The sequence below is a fragment of the Paenibacillus sp. VT-400 genome (genome assembly GCF_001029205.1).
Lineage (GTDB): Bacteria > Bacillota > Bacilli > Paenibacillales > Paenibacillaceae > Paenibacillus > Paenibacillus amylolyticus.
Genome location: NZ_LELF01000067.1, coordinates 446,534 through 465,696, shown reverse-complemented (window position 1 = coordinate 465,696; position 19,163 = coordinate 446,534). Strand labels below are relative to the sequence as shown.

The 19,163-nt window shown below is 47.5% G+C and carries 25 protein-coding genes; all 25 read right to left on the bottom strand.

Going from position 1 to position 19,163, the window contains the following annotated elements:
* Positions 1-9: 9 nt before the first annotated feature.
* The gene (locus tag EL84_RS12715; protein WP_053061470.1) at positions 10-3,045 is read right to left on the bottom strand and encodes a pyocin knob domain-containing protein; all 3,036 of its coding nucleotides are present in this window, start codon (positions 3,043-3,045) and stop codon (positions 10-12) included.
* Positions 3,046-3,591 (bottom strand): putative phage tail protein, encoded by a 546-nt coding sequence (locus tag EL84_RS12710; RefSeq protein WP_047841954.1) that lies wholly within the window; start codon positions 3,589-3,591, stop codon positions 3,046-3,048.
* Positions 3,588-4,646 (bottom strand): baseplate J/gp47 family protein, encoded by a 1,059-nt coding sequence (locus EL84_RS12705; RefSeq protein WP_047841953.1) that lies wholly within the window; start codon positions 4,644-4,646, stop codon positions 3,588-3,590. Before EL84_RS12705 ends, EL84_RS12710 begins: the two co-directional genes overlap by 4 nt.
* Complete coding sequence (locus EL84_RS12700; RefSeq protein WP_047841952.1) at positions 4,639-5,052, bottom strand: DUF2634 domain-containing protein; 414 nt, start codon at positions 5,050-5,052, stop codon at positions 4,639-4,641. The genes EL84_RS12705 and EL84_RS12700 overlap by 8 nt, the downstream gene beginning before the upstream one ends.
* Positions 5,049-5,306, bottom strand: a complete 258-nt coding sequence (locus tag EL84_RS12695) for a DUF2577 family protein (protein ID WP_017690156.1) — start codon at positions 5,304-5,306, stop codon at positions 5,049-5,051. The genes EL84_RS12700 and EL84_RS12695 overlap by 4 nt, the downstream gene beginning before the upstream one ends.
* A 6-nt stretch (positions 5,307-5,312) precedes the next feature.
* Positions 5,313-6,323, bottom strand: coding sequence for a hypothetical protein (locus EL84_RS12690; protein WP_047841951.1), 1,011 nt, complete (start codon positions 6,321-6,323; stop codon positions 5,313-5,315).
* A gap of 13 nt (positions 6,324-6,336) precedes the next feature.
* Positions 6,337-7,032 (bottom strand): LysM peptidoglycan-binding domain-containing protein, encoded by a 696-nt coding sequence (locus EL84_RS12685; RefSeq protein ID WP_036668863.1) that lies wholly within the window; start codon positions 7,030-7,032, stop codon positions 6,337-6,339.
* On the bottom strand, positions 7,033-9,108 hold the full coding sequence (locus EL84_RS12680; protein WP_047841950.1) for a hypothetical protein: 2,076 nt from the start codon (positions 9,106-9,108) through the stop codon (positions 7,033-7,035).
* A 200-nt stretch (positions 9,109-9,308) separates the two neighbouring features.
* The gene (locus EL84_RS12675) at positions 9,309-9,731 is read right to left on the bottom strand and encodes a phage tail assembly chaperone (protein ID WP_047841949.1); all 423 of its coding nucleotides are present in this window, start codon (positions 9,729-9,731) and stop codon (positions 9,309-9,311) included.
* Between the two features lie 170 nt (positions 9,732-9,901).
* Positions 9,902-10,360, bottom strand: a complete 459-nt coding sequence (locus EL84_RS12670; RefSeq protein WP_017690162.1) for a phage tail tube protein — start codon at positions 10,358-10,360, stop codon at positions 9,902-9,904.
* Between the two features lies 1 nt (position 10,361).
* Complete coding sequence (locus EL84_RS12665; protein ID WP_047841948.1) at positions 10,362-11,678, bottom strand: phage tail sheath family protein; 1,317 nt, start codon at positions 11,676-11,678, stop codon at positions 10,362-10,364.
* A complete protein-coding gene (locus EL84_RS12660; protein WP_047841947.1) occupies positions 11,678-11,887 on the bottom strand; it encodes a hypothetical protein in 210 nt (69 codons plus the stop codon). Before EL84_RS12660 ends, EL84_RS12665 begins: the two co-directional genes overlap by 1 nt.
* A 127-nt stretch (positions 11,888-12,014) precedes the next feature.
* Positions 12,015-12,443, bottom strand: coding sequence for a phage tail terminator family protein (locus EL84_RS12655; protein ID WP_047841946.1), 429 nt, complete (start codon positions 12,441-12,443; stop codon positions 12,015-12,017).
* A gap of 81 nt (positions 12,444-12,524) precedes the next feature.
* Positions 12,525-12,749 (bottom strand): phage holin family protein, encoded by a 225-nt coding sequence (locus EL84_RS33105; protein ID WP_076251394.1) that lies wholly within the window; start codon positions 12,747-12,749, stop codon positions 12,525-12,527.
* Between the two features lie 21 nt (positions 12,750-12,770).
* The gene (locus tag EL84_RS32270; RefSeq protein ID WP_179087869.1) at positions 12,771-12,908 is read right to left on the bottom strand and encodes a hypothetical protein; all 138 of its coding nucleotides are present in this window, start codon (positions 12,906-12,908) and stop codon (positions 12,771-12,773) included.
* Entirely contained in the window at positions 12,892-13,146 is a 255-nt protein-coding gene (locus EL84_RS12650) for a hypothetical protein (protein WP_152683012.1), read from the bottom strand. The genes EL84_RS32270 and EL84_RS12650 overlap by 17 nt, the downstream gene beginning before the upstream one ends.
* A 107-nt stretch (positions 13,147-13,253) precedes the next feature.
* Entirely contained in the window at positions 13,254-13,841 is a 588-nt protein-coding gene (locus EL84_RS12645) for a hypothetical protein (protein WP_047841944.1), read from the bottom strand.
* A 21-nt stretch (positions 13,842-13,862) separates the two neighbouring features.
* Positions 13,863-14,813: a tail fiber protein gene (locus EL84_RS32265; protein ID WP_047841943.1), complete on the bottom strand. Its 951-nt coding sequence runs from the start codon at positions 14,811-14,813 to the stop codon at positions 13,863-13,865.
* Entirely contained in the window at positions 14,813-15,403 is a 591-nt protein-coding gene (locus EL84_RS12635; RefSeq protein ID WP_047841942.1) for a YmfQ family protein, read from the bottom strand. Before EL84_RS12635 ends, EL84_RS32265 begins: the two co-directional genes overlap by 1 nt.
* Positions 15,400-15,549, bottom strand: coding sequence for a hypothetical protein (locus tag EL84_RS31995; RefSeq protein WP_161799423.1), 150 nt, complete (start codon positions 15,547-15,549; stop codon positions 15,400-15,402). Before EL84_RS31995 ends, EL84_RS12635 begins: the two co-directional genes overlap by 4 nt.
* Complete coding sequence (locus tag EL84_RS12630) at positions 15,542-16,681, bottom strand: baseplate J/gp47 family protein (protein WP_047841941.1); 1,140 nt, start codon at positions 16,679-16,681, stop codon at positions 15,542-15,544. The genes EL84_RS31995 and EL84_RS12630 overlap by 8 nt, the downstream gene beginning before the upstream one ends.
* A gap of 4 nt (positions 16,682-16,685) precedes the next feature.
* Entirely contained in the window at positions 16,686-17,141 is a 456-nt protein-coding gene (locus EL84_RS12625) for a DUF2634 domain-containing protein (protein WP_047841940.1), read from the bottom strand.
* Positions 17,134-17,544 (bottom strand): hypothetical protein, encoded by a 411-nt coding sequence (locus EL84_RS12620; RefSeq protein WP_047841939.1) that lies wholly within the window; start codon positions 17,542-17,544, stop codon positions 17,134-17,136. The genes EL84_RS12625 and EL84_RS12620 overlap by 8 nt, the downstream gene beginning before the upstream one ends.
* A complete protein-coding gene (locus EL84_RS12615; RefSeq protein WP_047841938.1) occupies positions 17,537-18,523 on the bottom strand; it encodes a hypothetical protein in 987 nt (328 codons plus the stop codon). The genes EL84_RS12620 and EL84_RS12615 overlap by 8 nt, the downstream gene beginning before the upstream one ends.
* A complete protein-coding gene (locus EL84_RS12610; RefSeq protein ID WP_047844147.1) occupies positions 18,520-19,152 on the bottom strand; it encodes a LysM peptidoglycan-binding domain-containing protein in 633 nt (210 codons plus the stop codon). Before EL84_RS12610 ends, EL84_RS12615 begins: the two co-directional genes overlap by 4 nt.
* Positions 19,153-19,163 lie beyond the last annotated feature (11 nt).

Below are 19,163 nucleotides of genomic sequence, written 5' to 3'. Positions count from 1 at the left end.
ATATTACCCTTATTCAAAAGCATAAAAAACACCACTAGATGTTCCTCTATTTGTACCCGGTTTTACTCTAACACCACCTGTTATAGGCTCAATCCTGAACATACTACCATTAATATTCGAATAAACAAAAAAACTAGCATCGGTAGGATTATAGGGAACTGCGTGCGCGATTCCAAAGCTTGGCGTGAAACCAATTTGAAAATCACGATAATTACCTTCACCTAGAGCAGGAACACTACCTGAAGCAAATTTCTTACCTGTGTTAATCTGTTTAATTTTAGCAACCATTTGACTAAATGTATCGCTGCCTGATGCCACTACTCCCTTGCCAGTAATGGCGGCAGCGATAGCCGATTTCCCATCACTGACAGAGGACTTTAAACTCTCAAATTCCTCTCTGGACGGAATCTGGACCCAAGCTCCCCAAGTATCATATAGATTCCGCTGCCATGTCGTAAATCCTACTGGAAGAAATGTTATTAAAGTTTGTGTTACTCCTGGAATAGACTCTTTATATTGCGTTCCATTTTTACTAACTTTAAGACTGAATGCCACTCTAACAGGACAATTTTTAAGTGTTTCAGCAGTCAGACTAAGTTGACAATAAAATTCTCCCTCAAACACAAAGTTATTTAGATTTTCATTTTCATTGATGTTAGATGATTTTCTAAGATAGTTTTTGTCGGCATACTGCTGTAACTCCATTTCGTTATTTTTGTTTTCCATTACAGATAGCTGCCTCGAAATATTGGAAGAATCGTTTATAAATTGTTCTATAATAGATTTCTCACTCACTCCTATCGTTCCGTTAATCGATATTGGTGAAAATTGATCAAGAACCTGATATGTTACAGTATAATAAGCCGATGGATCATATTGAGAGGCTGGCATGGAAGCTAACTCTAACCCATAAACTTCTGACTCCGGATTAAATCGTAGGATCTCCCAGTAATCTCTGACATCATTTTTATAAACGGACAGTATTTTTTTAACCTTACTATTTAATTTAGCTGACAAATTATAGTTATTAATGTTATATGATTTATGCACATCTGAAGTATATACTGGATTAACACTCTCTCTAATTATCATTCCTGTACCTACTTCAACCTGATTATCTCCCTCAAAAAACGTTAATTGACCCTCTGACGTGATCGGATCGATAGTTGGGGATGCCAGTTGGTATATCAGTTGATATGGCGTCCATTCAGAATATCTTGTATATGCTGACCGTATTATAGGAGAACCCGGCAATGTTGTCGTAAAGTGAGTCGCAGACCCTCCTGACATATATATTGAGTCTAATGGACACCAAGCTTTGCCAACTGTTTCACCATTGTATGGCTTGCTAACATCGCCTTGATTACCAAGATACATCTTCCAGCCCATAAAATACGCTTTAATCTCATCCGCTGTCGGCGTATATGAATCTCCCCATCCACTATCTGCATTAGCAATAGATACATTAAAGTCTGATAAATCTGCAATTCTGAAGTAGGCGTTATCAAATTCAGACATATTTCCGTTTTTAGTGAGCACATTACCATTGTACTTCGTAACAACCAAGCTGTTAAAAGCAGCTACTGGTTCTGATAGAGTACAACCAACTATTTTGTAACCAGACGATGATGCTATTGATCGGTAACGAAGACTTTCATCCAAAATTATCTTGCGCCACTTGGTCATCTTGTAATATTGGCCATTCTTTTCAAACACTTCGTCAGCATTCAATCCTGTCACCGGGTCTGCATATAAATTCGTTTGAAGTGCAAACATAGAATCTTCACGTGTTTTAAACGGTTTCACCACATTACCAAGAGTCATGATTGGATGTGCAAAACTCGCTTTATTCCCCGTAGACCATGTCCATTTATTCACATCAAAATCTTCTGTATATTGCGTAACACCACTTAGATTCACACCCATTTTTATAGCCTTTGAGACTGTTTTAATGGTTTTAGTCTCTCCCGGATTGATGAACATACCTTGTAATCTTGTATATGAATCGTATACACTTACTCGAATTTTGCCTGTACTTGCTGCCGGGTTACTAATCGTGTAATCTTGATTTGCTAATACACTTAAGTAAGTCACGGCATATGCATCAGTTCCAATAGAACCAGATACTAACTCACCAGTAGCCGTAGTTGTAGACGTTTCTAGAAAAGTGTGTCCTGTGTTCTCCCATTCGTAGAATGGCGGCAACAGATTCTCCCCATACCTAATCACGTATGGATTTAGCACAGGTTGCACACTATCAATATAAGGATACTTAAGAGCTACCTGTTCCGGATTCATGCTGTCAAGCGCATTGTACTCGGATTCGCTGATTTCATAAAGGCGACCAGAGTCAAAGTAACCATACTGATTTAGATTTCCAAAAACTGCAAAATCAATAATGCCACTCCCCTGCGTAGAAACTTTCTTTTTTGCCCATACCGTAACAAATTTATCAGTTGTCTGAACGAATGTTGAATATGGCCCGCCAAATTCTCCACCGAATCCAATAGTTGCCCCTTCTATCGAATTTCCGTTTTTTACATTTGCAACTAATACGTAAAAGCTATTCGCTTTAAAATTAGGAATAGACACTGTAGCAACACCTGCCGCGCTAGGAGAAGCAGCGGAGTTAACCGTAACCTTTAGTCCACTGCTCCCGTCTACTTTATTCATCAGATCCAACGAAAGATTAGATCGAATGGCGTTCAAACCAGTTAAACTCTCCATACCTCCACAACGCCCCAACAAATTCACAAGCGTACGGCCCTTCAAACCTTCCAATTTAAACGCCGAGGCACGTTCAGCATGAACAACTTGCAATCCTGGCTCCAACGTCACTGATCTACGCTTCTCCGTATCCAGCCGCTCTTGAATACTACTCACCTGTGCTGCGATTTCCTCAGCCTGTTCTTCGACTTGCCCCACACCTTTATCAACCTTCTCCCAGTTCTGATCCAGATACTTGTCCAGATCAAAATAGGTTGTCGAGGGCGAGGAACGGTCAATCTTATTCAACCCCAAATTTGGTGTTTTTGGTTCATTCATTTAAGCTCCACCTCCTGCAAATTTATCCTGTCGGGTCTGTTCGATCTCATCCAGCGTCATGCTTTCAACTTCCGCAATCGTCAAATACCGCAGACGGTACTCCACGGTCATATGTGCCGGTTTAATATCCTCAATCGCTGCCTTCAGGTCGTCCAGATTGGGCGGCAAGCCCCATGTGTCAATGAAACGAATTCGGATCAAGTACTCCTCTGGCGTAACGGATACATCAATCCCGCCACTTTCGTAGGCCTGCGCCACGTTTTTGAGCATGGAGCCAGAGACTTTGCCGCTGCCGCGCATTTTGGAGATGATTACGGATCTCCGCTGGTCGTCTGGCTTGGCTTGGTTCGTCGGAATCTGCAAATCCCGCTCATAACGTTCCAATGCCCAGGTCGCAGACTCCGGGTAGAATTGGTCCAGCACACTTTCCAAACCCACCGTAAGCTTGTCCAGCTCTACACCTTCGGTCTCCGTGAGAAGCTGCATCTCCAGCACATTTTCATACAATGGGGGCAAAAGAGTCATTAACATCTCTGCTTTACTCATGTCACCTTCACCGTCCCGAGAACGGCTACTGCGCCGGGGGCGATCTCCAGATTGGACATACCACCATTCACCAGCAGATCGCTATAATCGATCACGGGTGGGATATCCAGAATGACATTGGCAATACGTGTCCAACGAACCAACGGATCGGCAAAAGCCAGTTCTTTCAGATACGCCGTAACTCCCGTTTCAATAAGTGTCTTCACGCCCTCGTAAGTTGAACCAGAAGCAAGCGTGACCTGCACCTCCACATCAATAGGTACTTCTTCTGCTCCCACCACCGTAACCACAGGTCCGATTGGAGCAGCACCTTCGCCCATTCCATCCTGGGTTGGATCGATATACTCCTGCACCGCCTTAATGACCGCATCAGCAGGTGTTTGCATTTCATTATTCAGCAATGCCACTTTGACTGTACCTGGACCATCCCACAGTGGAAAAGCCTTTGCTTTGCCCACACCGGAGTTTTCCCGTGCCCATAACTCATACTGATATTTGTTGGCACTCGTAACCGGACGGGAAACTTTGTCCTGATAGCGATCATATAAGGCCTGATCCGTTTCCTCGTCTTCGCCAGGAACCAGCAACTGTGTCAATTCAGCTGTCGTCAGGCCAGCAATATAATCGATGGGCAGCAGCGCCCCCGTATATTCATTACCTTCCGCTCCCGCGACCTCACATTCCAACACATATTGCCCTGCCGCGATGCGTTCCACAACAACATACACCCGATCCCCAGTGGAAAAACGACTCTCCAAAGGAACCTCAACAGGCTTCCCTTCGTTATCCCGAAAACTACCAACCCAACGTGCCTTCGTGGCCGCTTTTCGACTGATACCAGACCAAGCCACCGCGCGATCCAAGTACTCTCCAGAGGCTGTATCCGCAAACTTCAGATTGGCGTTCACATCCAGCTCGATATACATCTGAGCCATTTCCACTGCCGCTGGCGCAAGCGCATCATAGATAATGCTGCCTTCACGTTTATCCACACCATCTGGTACCCTATCCAGCATTCGGTTTAAAATAACTTCAAACGTCTGCTCTTCATACATCCATGTTCACCTCCGTCTCTTCCCTGAAGCTGCCAAAATCTGTTTCCACGGTAAACGAAACCCTTACTCCATCGGCCTCGTGGATAAAATCGAACTCCGTTACATCCGATATACGATCGTCCGGAAGCAACGCTTCGCGAATCCAGCGTTCCAGTTCCGATTCAACCATGGATCTCCCGGCCATTCCTTCCCAGGACCATTCCATACCATAATCCGAGGAATAGATTAGATGCTCGTAGCGGCGTGTGGACAACGCTTTATACACCGCCTGTTTTACCGCATCTTTTCCATCCAGTTGCAATCTTCCAATTCGTTGTCCCGAAGCTTGAAATACATAAGTTAGACTCGGAAGCACAGTAGCTTCTTCCTGATCTTCTGCGCTAATCTGCGCACCCTGTGGAATCATGGATTCACCAGCCGATCCAGCACAACAAAGCTGTCTCCACCTTGAACACGTAACAACAAAACATGGTCACCCACGGTCCAAGTTTTGTTCACTACGGATTCCGGCAGTACCAGAAAAGGCTCAGCCAATGCCAGCCGTTGTTCAACGGTGATCTCCAGAGGCTGAGTGTTTGTCACGCTTCCGTACATTACCTGAACGGGAGACTTGGCATCTACAGCGGCCACCGCCGCCTTTTTAATCACGTCCAGCATCATTTATCGTTACACCACCTTCAAATCCAGCGACATCGTGTGCACGCCTCCCTGTACCTTATGCGTACATTCGTCTACCAGAAAATATTGATTAATCTTCAGTTCATCGATCTGGATGTTGACAAAACTGCCTGCCCTCACCTTGAAATCACCAAGTGCATCCACTTTCAATGTCTGCGTCTCACGATTGCGAAGGGTCATCAGAGTTTTCAGCATGTCATCAATCTGTCCTTCGTTCAGGCCATCATCCGCTTTTTGGTACAAAAAAAGCAGCCCCCATTGACGGATGCTGCCTGAATCCTGATGAACAAACGTTTCTCTTTTTCCCGTATCCTTGTTATCCCGATACAGCTTGATTTTGTTATACGTCTGGTCATCAATAGACCTTGTATAGCTGTAATCTGTGAGCAGACTGTTATCCCCGATGACAAAGCCGTAAGGCATCTCTTCCACATCCCGAAGCACAAGTTTGCCGAAATCATCGTAGAAGATATAGTTTTTACTGCCATAGATCAGCGTTCGGTCCAACGCCTCACAGATCATGTCAATCAGCTTTTTGTTATCGAATAACATACGCGGAATAACATATTTCGGCTGAATCAGATCACCAGTCTTCAACAGGAAATCCTTTGAAATTCGTTTAATTACATCCGCAGCAGTGGCATTAACGAACTTGTACGTCTGATTCGCGGTTAGATAACGAGTCTGGTCGTAGGCCTTGATTTTGACACTTTCGTCCTTACCGCTATCCACCGAGAAGATATATCCGTAAAATATGCCTACCTCGTTGCTGATATATTTCACGACATATCCATTCTCATATGTGAATTTCTTATTCTGGTACAGACTGCCCTTGATCAACGTGAATTCCAGAGAGGAAGGTTTGCCGATGCGGGAGGTTTTGTACGTAATGTCACCGGCAATTTCGCTAATGTCCCAGATGTTGCCCTGCTTGTCATCCAGCAATAACCGTTCCTTCATGTTTGCCAGCTTATCATCCAGCCTGATCTGCTCTTGCATATTCCCTCTCCTTTCACGGAAGCTTGATCACAAGTCCAATCGGCAGCTTCTTCAGTTGTGCATCTTTGATGCTATTCAGCTTTTGCAACTCTTTCCAGCGAGATCCATCTCCCAGATGGGCTTTAGCTACAGACCACAAGGAGTCTCCGGCTTTGAGTGTGACAGTCTTCGGCTGGATTTTTTCATTGGGCCGGGAGGCTTTGGTTTTTGTTTTCGAAGCAGCCGTATCCTTGCTGTCCTTGAGTGGCACTACTTTTTTGGCGGCATAAAAAATGAACTGCTTCAGCTTGATATCATACTGGATATCCCCCACCGTACCCGCTGTCTCCTTCCAGTCGAAGCTCTCAATGGAAACAGCCATATTAATGGTGTACCTTGCACTGGAAAAGAACAGTCTGACGGGTCTGCCCGTCTGCATCCAGCGGATGATCTTTTTCACATATTCATAGGGATCACGGTAAAACTGCTTCTGAATTGCCGGATGTCTTGCATCGTAGTTCAGATGATACGGGCTGTAGTCTGCCGGAAAAATCCCGCTGAAACTGACTTCACGCAGCTTCGGCGACTTGATCACGTTAATTTCACCCAAAGCGCTAACGTTAAACGTACTGCCGTCTCCCGAATCCGAAAACTCAATGCTCTCTGGTGTGACCGGGAAAAACATGTATTCAGAGCGGTTATTGAAGCTTAGTTGAATATAATATTCCACTTATCCATACACCCCCTGAGCACTGGAGACGATCTGACTGTTCAGTCCATCGGTGATTTTGCTGATGATGCTGTCCACATCATGTCCGCTGTTGATATCACCCGTGGTGACCTGAACGGTTGGAGTAAGGCTGACGAATCGCTGAATCGCCTGCATCTCTGCAAGCTCACGCATCAGTTTCAAATCCTCACTGGTTACATCAATCGTTCCCTCAACGCCGCCAATTTGATCTACTTTCCCCACATTGTTGATTTGGTTGATGTTGCTCATATTGTTGGGAACGACCGTGGGAGCAGGAGCCATTGGCATAGGTGGCATGGGAGGTGTTTTCGGCATTTCGGGTGTGAAGTCTTTGCCAAAATTACCTGGTAGACCTTTATCCTTGGAGTCATCCTTCGGGTTGGAAGAGAACTTAGAAACCCACTCCTCAGCCTTTATCTGACCCTCCCCATATACACTGGGATTATATTCTCCGTCCATTCGCATAGACTCAAATACATTTTTGTCGCTCTGTGGCTCCATAGACTTCAGAGTGTCCATCCAACTCTTAATGTTCTTGCTGCCAATGTTAATATCCGATTCGGACATCACACTCAGGTTCGTACCAAAGGTATCATTGATAAATGAAGCAACATCGCTAATGGCCCCTACAGCTCTTTTAAGAAAATCCTCGATACCTACCATAACATTGTAAAGAGTTTGTAAAACAAACATGCCTAGGTCATAGAACAACTTTTGAATTGCGTAGACAGGATCAATAAACAGGTTAATCAAGAAATCTGCCAATGAAGCAAATATGTTCCACACGGTAGCAATTACCACTCTGATGATCTCGCCAAGCATCATAAATGTACCAATAATAGCCCCGAGAATATCGGTACCGGTTGCTCCGAACGTTTGGAAAATCATAATCATTGCAGCAATTGCTGCGATGATCAGCAATATAGGCCAGTTTACAGCCAACCATGCTACAGCAAGCAAAAACACTTCAGCGATCACAATGCCAAGTGAGATAATCATGTTGTAAAGCAGCACCATAGCAATAGCAGTCAAAATAGGTGCTATGATAGCCCAATTTTCTTGCACAGCTGTAGCAAAATTGATGAACCCATCCACGATAAATGCCACCACTTGAGCAATAATTGCGAAGGCCCCACCAATCCATTCGATGAAAGCACTGAACTGACCTGAGCTTATTGCTTCGTTTAATCGGTCAAGCACAGGAGATAAAACTTCCAAAGCTCTTGTCCCGATTTCAGATAGTATTCCATTGAACTGATTCACGAGAGCCGTCCATTTTTGCAATGGAGAATCCAGCATGGTATCAAAGGCTTCTTGTGTGTAACCTTGCATTTCAAGAACCGTCTGCAAACCCTGTATAAAACCATCAAGGTCTTTAGTCTGAATAAATTCACCTAATCCAGCCCCGGTCAATGCACTTTCCGGGATGTTAAATTGACTAGCCAAATCTCCGTTATCGCCATTCATGGCACTAACAATGGCACCAGACGCATCTGACAGACTTTGTCCATCCGGTGACAACATACTCAAGCGTTGAGTTAGTTGATTTAGCTGATCTACCTGCCCTGTATTTTGTGCCAAAGGCAAGAAGCCTAGAGAAGATTTTAGCGAATCATTAACATCCTGACCGCTCTTGGAGGCTTGATCTCGATACTTATTATAGATGCTTTCCCCGAGCACCGGATCTTCTGCGGCAACCATGTAACGATATTTGAAGTCTTCTTGTTCAGCAGCAGCTTTTAACACAACACTTCCAGCGGACTTTACCATTTGCACCCACTTGGAGAGTTTGCTCAGATTATCACCCAAAGCATTGCTTGTATCATCAGCCGTATCCTCCAACTTTTCCATCAGATTAATCGTTACATTCATTTGCTGGTTTATTTGATTAAAGTGGTTGGATATGTTCGTTTGGTTAAATTGATTCAAATTAACATGGTTAATCTGATTGAAGTTGTTCAAAATTTCGGTTGTTTTTACCTGAATTAGATTTAAGTTATTGATCAGATTATTTACGGATGGAGGATTAATTACATTGATACTTGTATCGGACATTCATTTCTCCCTCCTTTCCTTTTATTTCTTCCGGGCGCGGCTCTTGGACCGTTCTTTCTTCTCTTGCTCCACCCGGATGGAGATCATAGCATAGATCGCTGCTCGTTCTCGCATGGAGAATGCCATAAGCTCATGCGGCAAAATGTTTAATTCATGGAGAGCGTAATAAGCCAGATTGGCTTCGGAATCGCCCTCTTTAATTAGTTTTTTACGTCATCCACCAGTTCGTTCATATCCTGATTGAAGCCGTTCAGCTTCTGGACCTGTTCGCCGAGCGAAGCAAATTCCCCAGGCAACAGCATTTTCCGCAAAAGCGATTCCGCCCCCATCACGCCATATGAACGCTGGAGTTCTGCGTTTTTCAAATCGGGGTAAACTACACTTGCGCTCATCAGGCGAGCCATGTAATCATTCGCATCGATGTCGGGTGTGTAGACACCGTTCTTGCCCTTGATTTTGCGGGTAGCTGCCTTGCGACATTCCTGGTTTTCGTCCTCGGTCATGCTGCGCAGTTTCCAGGCAACGTGCTTGCCTTTCTCATCTTTAAATCGGGGGGATACGATAAACTCCTCCGTTGTATCTGTTGCTGCATTTTGGGCAAAAAACATACTCAATCCACTCATGTATTGTTCCTCCTCTAAAGTTAGGTCCCCCGCCGCATGAAGCGGCGAAGAACAGTATTTTGACACGCCAAATAGCCCGTAACACAGGCAAGTTGAACAGGTTTCTTTTACAAACCCGCTGCTAAGTTATACTCTTTATGAATCTCAAATCATTATGCTTTCACGCTAAATTACTTCGGCAGATTGAACGATACAGGCATATCGACATCTTCAAAGGTAAAGCTCACTTCTTCCTCCAACGCCTCGGCCTCGGTATCCAGGGATGCCATGATTACACTGTCGAGGTTGACGCCTTTGAGGGTCACGGTCTGTTTGCCAATTGTAGAGGAAGGATCTTCGTTGGTCACTTCAATGTCGAAGTACGTGTCCACACCATTCTGCATGTACTGGAGCATCAGCTCGCGGAAACGGGAAGTGGTATAAAAGATTGTCATGGAACCCGAACCGGACCAACCGGTTGCTTTGTGCTGTACACCGCGGCGGCCCAAGGTTTTGACCTCTGCTTTTTGTTTCTCCACTGTTGCTTCCAGCGTCTTCACATAGAACATTTCTTCCGTCTGTCCGTTAATCGTTGCGTATGCGCGGCCTTCCTGGCCAGAAATCGTGTCACTTGCTTTCAAAAATGCCATCTTAAACCACCTTCACTTTCATATATACTTTTTCAACGGAATCCACAGGTTGGACCTGAATCTCAATCAGAATACTGTCGGTTTCATTGCCCGGAGCAACAGTGATGTCTGTTTTGGAATCAAAATTTTGGATGGCACCAATATCCTGAAGGTGCTTTAGATAAGTGACACATTGGGATCGGAACAGGCTGCGCCCATCTTCATTGTTGTTCACTTTGCCGATGTAATAGGACTCGAAAATGCGTTTCATATCGTTAGCAATGCCATCGAGAACACGGACAACACGGTTTTTGGCAAAATGACGCGCCTTATCCGGTGTCACCGAACGGAACGTATTTACATCCTGTTCCACCACCGCACGGTTGCTGCTCGCCGTGAATACAAACTCGCCATTACGCAATGCCGCTTCTGTCTCGCTATGTGTCAGTCGTCCGTTCACATCCACAGCATCGTCATATGCACGGAACGTCAGAGATTCATTCAGGTTAGCTCCCGCTGTTGCGCCGGCAGTCCATGCTACGGTTTGTTTCGGCGTAAGAACGGTACCGTCTGCGAGCACAACACCATTTTTGACACTGATAATGCCTTCATGATCTGCAGCAGGATAATCGGACAGAACCAGTTGCACCTTCTTGCCCTCGGTATCACGCAAACGCTTGATGTAAGCTGTGTAGACTGACTTGAGTGTGGCATCATCTGAAATCAGACCGACCGTGTTAAAATCCAGCACCTCTAGCTTGGTGAGGAAATCGGAATGCTCCTGGTTCGTTGCTGTACCATCCAAGCCACCTGTTAGTGGAAGTGAAGCTGTAGCTGTAAGTGCACCTTCACCAGTAAATGTGACGTATGCGTTGGATTCCAGAGCTTCGATGGTAGACGCGGTTTGTTTGTCCACTTCTTTACCCGCAAGCAAAGTGGAGACATCCAATTGGTCGGGATCATTAATATTCGCGGAGACTACAACAGCCAGATCATTACCACGTACGCCGCCGTGTTGGGCTGTCACAGTTAGCTTGTCCAAGGTTGCCTTAGCTTTGGTCCCTGCATTGAGTCGATACAGAAGCAATGTCTGCGCTCGTTTCAATGCCTCGCGCATCAGTAGCATTTGCGGTGCTGTCCAGTCATAGCCCAATTTTGCTTGTACATCTTCACCTGCTTGTACCGTCAGGATTGTGCCTGCTTGCCCCCACGACAATGGAAGTGCCAAAGCCACCGTTCCTCGCTCTCCTACCGTTCCCGGCAATGCGCCCTCTGATGCAAAATTCATATATACGCCGGGGCGTACCTTGTTTTGTGTCTTCCATGTTCCTCCAGCCATTATTGTGCCTCCCCATTCATAAATTGTTGGATGTGTTGCTGTGCTTCTTCCATGGTGTATGTTTCTTGTTCCAGCAGAACTGCTGCCAAAATATCTTTCTCCATGCGGCTAAGTTGCCGGGATTCGGCGAACTGTGCTTTGCTGTATTTTTGATTGTTTTTCTGTTGAACTTCCGGTTTTTTAAGGTCTGGTTCTTTTTTTGTAAACATCGCCAATGCCCCTCCTATTCCTTTCATACTGATCCCCTCATTCAGTTAGTTAAGTTCAATAAAAAAATAGCTATACTGACCACTACAAGGACAGGATAACCATCGTTATGTTGAACTAATATAGTTATTATCTTGTGGCCTTAAGTGCGGTAGGTCGCTGTTCCAGTTGTTGCATGGTAGTGGCGGACTCCGACACTTTGGTGGTTCGCATGGTGTAGTACACCAGCATTCGTGGATTATCGTTCTCCGTCTCCCAACGTAGTTCCGTTGCGCGATAGGGCGTGCCCTCCACGTCGATGGTCTCCAATGCTTCGAACAACTCGTCCGGTAGGGTGGCTGGGATATCGTTTGGATCGAGCCACCGGATTTCAAAGGCGTGAGATTGCACGAAGCGATCGCTGCGTTCGCGGGTAAGTTGGGCCGATAGCAGGCGGTAGGTGATGCCTTTTTCGGCAGGAGTCGAGTTTCCACCTACTGATGCTGAGTGGATCGGAATGTTAGGGAAATGTTGTGTGAGCGTGTTTGCGATGGCAGTGGTTAGTTGGTTTGTGGTCATGGTTCACCTCCTTTTTATTGGTGAGAACTGAAATTAAGTCAGGTCTCCTATTTAATAAGGACTAGCATCCGATCTTACGTGTTATAAATATACGTTCAGAGCTGATCCTGTGAGAGACTTAATCGGCGCACCCAGTTTGCCTCCATTTTCAATAATGGACAACAACTCATTTGCGATATAAAAAGGCGAGCGCATCTTACGTGTGATACCGAATAATCCAGTGTTACTATTGGTGTGCCTGTCATGGCTGCCGCCGCAAACCCTTCTTTGTAATAGGAAAAGCCTCCTGACCGCTCCAGAGGACATAATAAAAACGCCTTGCGGCGCTTATGCTGTTGCGTTAATAACATCCGACACGACTGCTTTAAGGTTATATAGATTAAGTACCTGTTCCAGTTTATACGTGCCGGTCATGACCAAACTGACCCAAACTTTGACCAGTCCGCTGTTAGATGTAGATGTCATCGCTTATCCCCCTCATGCCTGACCTGCAGCGATCATCATAGTCAGTTCTGCTACTGCAGTTTTCAGCTGGGCGTTTTTCCTCTTTCAATGCGGCATTGTCAGCAAGAAGCCGCGCCGCCTGCGGGTTGTTCAGGACTGAATAGTCTGAATCAATAACCCCCTTTTCAATATCTACATTCAATACCGTTATGGTGTATGTGAACTCGTCGCCCGGCTTGCCCTTCTCCGTTTTGGCCACCGCGCACCCATCCGACGCTGGTGGTTCTGTCGTCGAGATGGTCACAACGTTACCGGTTTCCTCGTAGTATTGAACATGATTGTATCGGACATGATCGTGACTCCTTATTAGACGTAAGATCCGCCCGCACTGGCGTTCCAAATCTCTTTGCTGTCCAGCAAGATGCGGTAAAGACGCACACGTTTCCATACGGCTACGCCGCCGTTGTTTGAAGCGTGCGCCCGCAAATAGTAGGGCCCGGACAGACTGGACACGCTTAAGCTGACTGTAGTCCTTGTCGTCAGTGAACCACGATACGTTCGAGCCTCGAATGTTCCAGCTCCACCCATCTGGGAAGAGGAAGCAATAAAGATTCCGTCTGATTGGATGTCAGATGAACCTTCTAGAGCGTAATCGAACACCACATAAGAAACGCCAGTTAAATCCACTGGTATGTTTGTCACCACAGCTGCCTCGCCGCCGCCCGTGCTTGAGTTATATGCGTAGCATTCGACATGGTCCGATTGTTTGACCACATATGAATTGCTACCCCATACGTAACCCTTACGCATAGTCGGTGCGATTGACCAAATGGGCCGCCATACTCCCCCGGCTTTCGCATAAATTTGTTGGACAGCCCGCCAATTCCCTGAGACCTTGACTGATAACTTATTAGGCGTTTTCCAAGTTCCGCCAACCTTAATGCCTAAAGCCATGCATTATACTCCTCCCCTCTATCATGAGTATTGATACCAGATGTCACCGTCATTGCCGCCAGAAGGCGCTGCAGACGAGATAATATGCCTGTTTTTAGCATCAGCCACAGCCTGAAAAAGATCAGGACTCCAAGACGACCATACATTATTTTCTTTGGTTCTTTGATATAAAGTCTGCACCCCTCCATTAAGCCGACTCGCTCTTTGGAGTACATAACCTGTACTGTTTGTATGGCACTGAACTTCAATGTACCACCATCCGTCAGCACTTGATGGTAAGGGAGAATTCACCAGATTATAGCCGTTGTACTGTCCATTTGCCGTCAAAGAGTTAAGGTTAGTCCCTGATGCTAGTACTTGGTTTTTACCGTCATCAGCCGTTAACTTGTGCTTTTGGAATAAGTCACCCATGTGAACAATTCGTGCTAGATTTGGGGTGAAAGTAGCTCCAGCTGTGGTTGCGACTGGGCCTGTATCAAACATGTAAACTTCCGTCGCAACAGCGCCTGAATACCGCATGTAAATACCACGAGCGCCTAAGTTAGAATGATTGTTTTCGTACTTGAATGTATTCCCATCAAGAAAACAGTTACTACCGTACAACACCGAACCATTTGAAGAGCCAGAAAACGTTCCCCACTGATTCATAATCAATCGTCCTGTCATAGCTCCGCCTGTACGCAACAAGCTTGCTGCTTTAGCTGCTGTCAACGCATCCCTTACCGCCTTCTCCGTCGCCGCCACCGTCTCAGACGGGCCATCCGTCTTACTGGACAACTGCACCTTCCCTTTCTGAGTCAAAGACGCATCGGGAATATCCATCTGACTCACCGCTTCACGAAGCGCATCCAAATCCGCTTGCGTTGCAACACCAGCATCAATCTTTTCGAAAATCATATTAATACTATCCCGGGTCACTCTTTCGTTCCCCAAGGGAAGAGGCAATTTTAGTCGATCTGTTTCCTGTGGCATTACGCCCACACCTCCAGTTCATTCCACGTCAAGGACGCGGCGTCCAGTTCATCCCATGTTTTCTGCTTCTTGTCCAGATCATCCCAGACCAGATAGCGATACTCATATTCCACGGCCATATGGGCCGGTTTCAATTCTTCAATCGCTCGTTTGAGATCATCGATATTGGGCGGGATGCCCATCGTATCCACAAAGCTCACCGTAAAACTCCACGCTTCCGGCTGAAAAGTTACATCCACCTTGCCCCCGGCATACGCCTCAGCCACGTTCGCCACCAGCCTGCCAGAAAACTTCCCGGCCCCACGCAGCTTCGACTCCACCACGGCACGCCTTTGTTCCACGGGTTTGAGACGATCTGTCTCAATGCCAAGCTCCTGCTCCCAGAAGTCCAGCCCCCACGTCGCTGTACGGACAAAAAACTGCTCCAATGTCTCATCCAGCGCCTGATACAGCAGATCCATCTCAGTGCCTTTGGCCTGCATATCGGCTTGCATTACACGAGAAGTCTCATAATACCTGGGCAAATACGAGAACAGCTCCCGCCCTTTCTCACTCGTCAGTCCAACATCTACAATAGAAGGAGCACTCATGCCCTGTCCCCCTCCCTTCCTTGCACATCAACATGGAGCGTCTCGCTTACCAGCTTCAACTCAGATCGGCGTACTTCTCCCAATCTTCCTTGGTCTCCGCACTCCAAAACTACTTCCTCGTCCACCATCTGCCCAACACTACTCATGCACATCCACCGTCCCCAGCACGGCCACCTGGCTCGCAGTCATCTCAATATTCTGGTCACTCACACCATTCACGGTCAGGTCCGAATAGTCGATAATGGGTGGAATGTCCAGCAGAATTGCGGCAATGCGAGTGTAACGAACGAGCGGATCGGCAAAAGCCAACTGCTTCAGATACGCGGTCACCCCGCGTTCGATCAATGCCCGCACATCAGCGAGTGTCGCATCACTGGCAAGCGTCAGTTTCACCTGAATATTCATCGGCACTTCCACGGCTGGCATCACGGACACCACTGGCCCCGCCGGTGCCACTCCTTCACCCTGTCCATCTTGCGTTGGGTCAACGTACTTCTGCACCGCTGCCACCAGATCGGTACCCGCAGCACGTTTGTCTGTGTCTAACAGATACAATCCCACCGTGCCCGGCCCCTGCCATAACGGAATAACACGCGTTGCACCAACACCTGGCACTTCACTGGCCCACTGTACATATTGTGCTTTGTTGCCACTGGTTCCTTGGTTGCGCACTTTGGCATAAAAGCGTTCCAACAGCGCCGTATCGGCCTCAACATCCGCACCGCCTTTAATCACATTAACGTTCGTGACAGAAGTCACGCCATTTACAGGTGTAGACAGTACAGTTACCGTGCCCGCAGGCACATTGCTCTCTTTTCCGGCAACAAGCGCTCGCACCCCTACCACCCCGGAACCCTCTTCATCCAGTTCCAAACGTCCCACTGTCTCATATTCGAGCGAAGCTTCAGCAGATACTTCATCCGCAAGCGTAGCCACGACCGTTCCCGCAGGCACCACTTTCCCCGGCGTACCCGCAAACCTCACCGCACCTTGTGCCGCCACCGCAGCTCGCCGCGTGATGCCGTGCTCTCCTGCCCGCAGATCCAGCTCTTCCGAACGAAAATTCGGATCACTGCTCGCCGCAGTACTTGCAAACCCCCGTCGCAATAATTCCTGCGCCCACAAAGCCGCCTCAGACAGCATAAACGCAACCGGAGCCTCCGCATCCCACAGAAACGATCCTTCCGACTTATCCAGATCCGCGGGCAGACGATCCAGCATACGCTGCATAATCTGTTCCTCCGTCTGGTCCTCCAAATAACGCGGAATCTCAGCCATCCCGTCAGATCACCTCACTTTCCAGAATAAACATCTCTTCCTGCACACTCGCCACCCGACACGAGAACATGCACTGCTCCCGATTCCAATCAAACGTGAACTGGTCTACCGAATCCGTGCGTGGATCAGCCAGCAACGTCTCCGTCACCATCCGGGTAATCTCACTTTCCATCACACCCCGGCTGTCACCCTGACCCACCAGATCCTCCAGCTCCGAACCGTAGTTTCGGGAATAGATCACATGTCTGTATCTTGGCGTTTTGACGGCCTTAATGCACCACTGTACCCACGCTTCATGCCCACCAGCCGCAGCGACTTTACCACTTGGGGTCAGTACAAAATCCCCTGCATCGTAATCGAATCGCCAGCTCCGTCCAAAGCGTACCTCTTCTGAAACCGCCCCCGACAGATCCTCCTCATCTCCCCATACCACACCCGTTTCCGGGAACAAACTAGGCATGCGCACTCACCACCTTACACAGCACCACAATGTCGTTACCGCCATTCACCCGCATCGCCAGCACGCGATCTCCCGCTTTTAATCCTTTACCAAGTGACCACACCGCTTCTTCCACTTCCTCTTCTTGCAAAAGAAACCGTCCCGTGCCCGTCGTTCCGCCGTTTGCCACGTCAGATATACCGGAGATCGCGCCAGCAGCCTCGCGCTCCGGCAGTCCAAGCGTGCCCGGCAACTCGGCCACGAGGTAATCCTGCACTTCGTGCTTGAAATCATCCAGCTTCACGCCGGTTGAGGTCATCGTACCCAGTACTGCTCCCAGCCCGCTCACTGCCTGACGGGAATGCGTGCTCATCGCGCCCCGCATGACGTCGGCAAAATGCCCATACGGATCATCTTTATTCAAGGTAATGCCTCCTTTTCACCAGCTCAGCCGTCCCCAACTCTAACGTCATCGTTCCAGGTCCGGCAGACAGATCACGGCTGACCGACATGACGATCAGCTTCAGTCCTTTTAACAACACCGCGTCCCCAGCACGAATCGTATTCACATCCGGTGCGGATATCGTAAAGGTCTCCTGAATACCCGTCAGATGACTTTTGGCCAGTTTTTTCGCGGCAGTTGTCGATTTCACCTGATCGTCCTCTACCAGCTTTTGCAATGTGCCCAGTTCTTCCACACCATTCTGCTCAATCGCCAGCACTTTGGAAGGAACTTCTTTGCCACTCGGTGACTCCGACGCCGCCATGACTTTAACTTTGGTAACCGCCCCTTCGAGCGTACGCATCTGGGTCAGATCAATTAGTCGATCAAGTTCATACACCTTTGCATTACTTCCAACCTGGAAGAGCTGCAACCCACCGGGCGTCATCCGTGGATGGTACATTTCCCCGCCGGACTTCGCCGTTTCTTTCAGATCGGCAAACATCATCGAGAAGATCGTCTGTGACCGATACACGGCTTTTCCCAGCTTTGTCTTGGTTTCTGGCAATGTAGCGTATGGAATCTTCCACTCTTTGGCGTAGGTTTTGAGTCGTTGCGTAGCGGTCTGATCCTTAGGCAACAGGAACTCGTCCTCTGATTTTTCCAGATATATCATTCGGTCGTACACCGTGAGAGACAGCCGCTTGGTGCCGCTGTTCGAGCTTTCCACCTCCCAGATGACCGCAGGATGCAGTAAGTGAACCATTGATTTTTCGCCAAAAGGAACCCCGCTAATCCGCACCGCCATGCCCGGTGAGATCGAAGGCAGACCGGAAGACGCAGACACCGCCAGCCGGATGTTGGCCTGATAGGCAATCTGGTCGAGCGAGTCCTTCAGCGTAATCGTCTCCACCAGCTTGGTGATGTCATATTTGTCGTCGACAATAACCTTATAGGTCATGGCATCACCAGCTTTTGCCCGGGCTTGATCCGGTTCGGATCACTCCCGATGATCTTTGCGTTGAGCTTGTAGATCTCGTTCCATTTGGAACTGCTACCCAGCTCAAGCTTTGCTATTTTGGACAGGGAGTCGCCAGATTTGACGGTGTAGGTCTTGCTGGTTTTTTTCAAATCGGTACGAGAACCTGACTTGCTCCCGGATGCAGAAGAACCGACCTTCTCCACCTTGGAATCCCGCCATGTGCGCAGGGTCAGGTCGAAGTAAATATCTCCTGTCTCCCCCCCACGAAAGCTCGAATTAAGCGAAACAATAAAAACAGGCACGTTCACGCCCGTCTCTGAAATGATGAAACGCAGCGGCTTTTTCGATACCAGAAACGTATTCAGCATATTCATCGCTACCCTCGGATCTGGAAAATCTTCTTTGTCCATGCAATAGAAGGCATCATACTCTTTGGGAAAAAAAGAAGAGAAGGTGATCTCCTTCACCTTCTCGCCTTGCGCAAAATCAAACTCGCCATGCTCCAGCATATTAATCGTTTCATACCCTTTGGACCTGGAAATACTCACCTCTTCCGGGTTCACCGGGAATTGAAATGAAGTGCCGCCATCTTTCAGAGTAAAAGCCATATTGTTAGGAC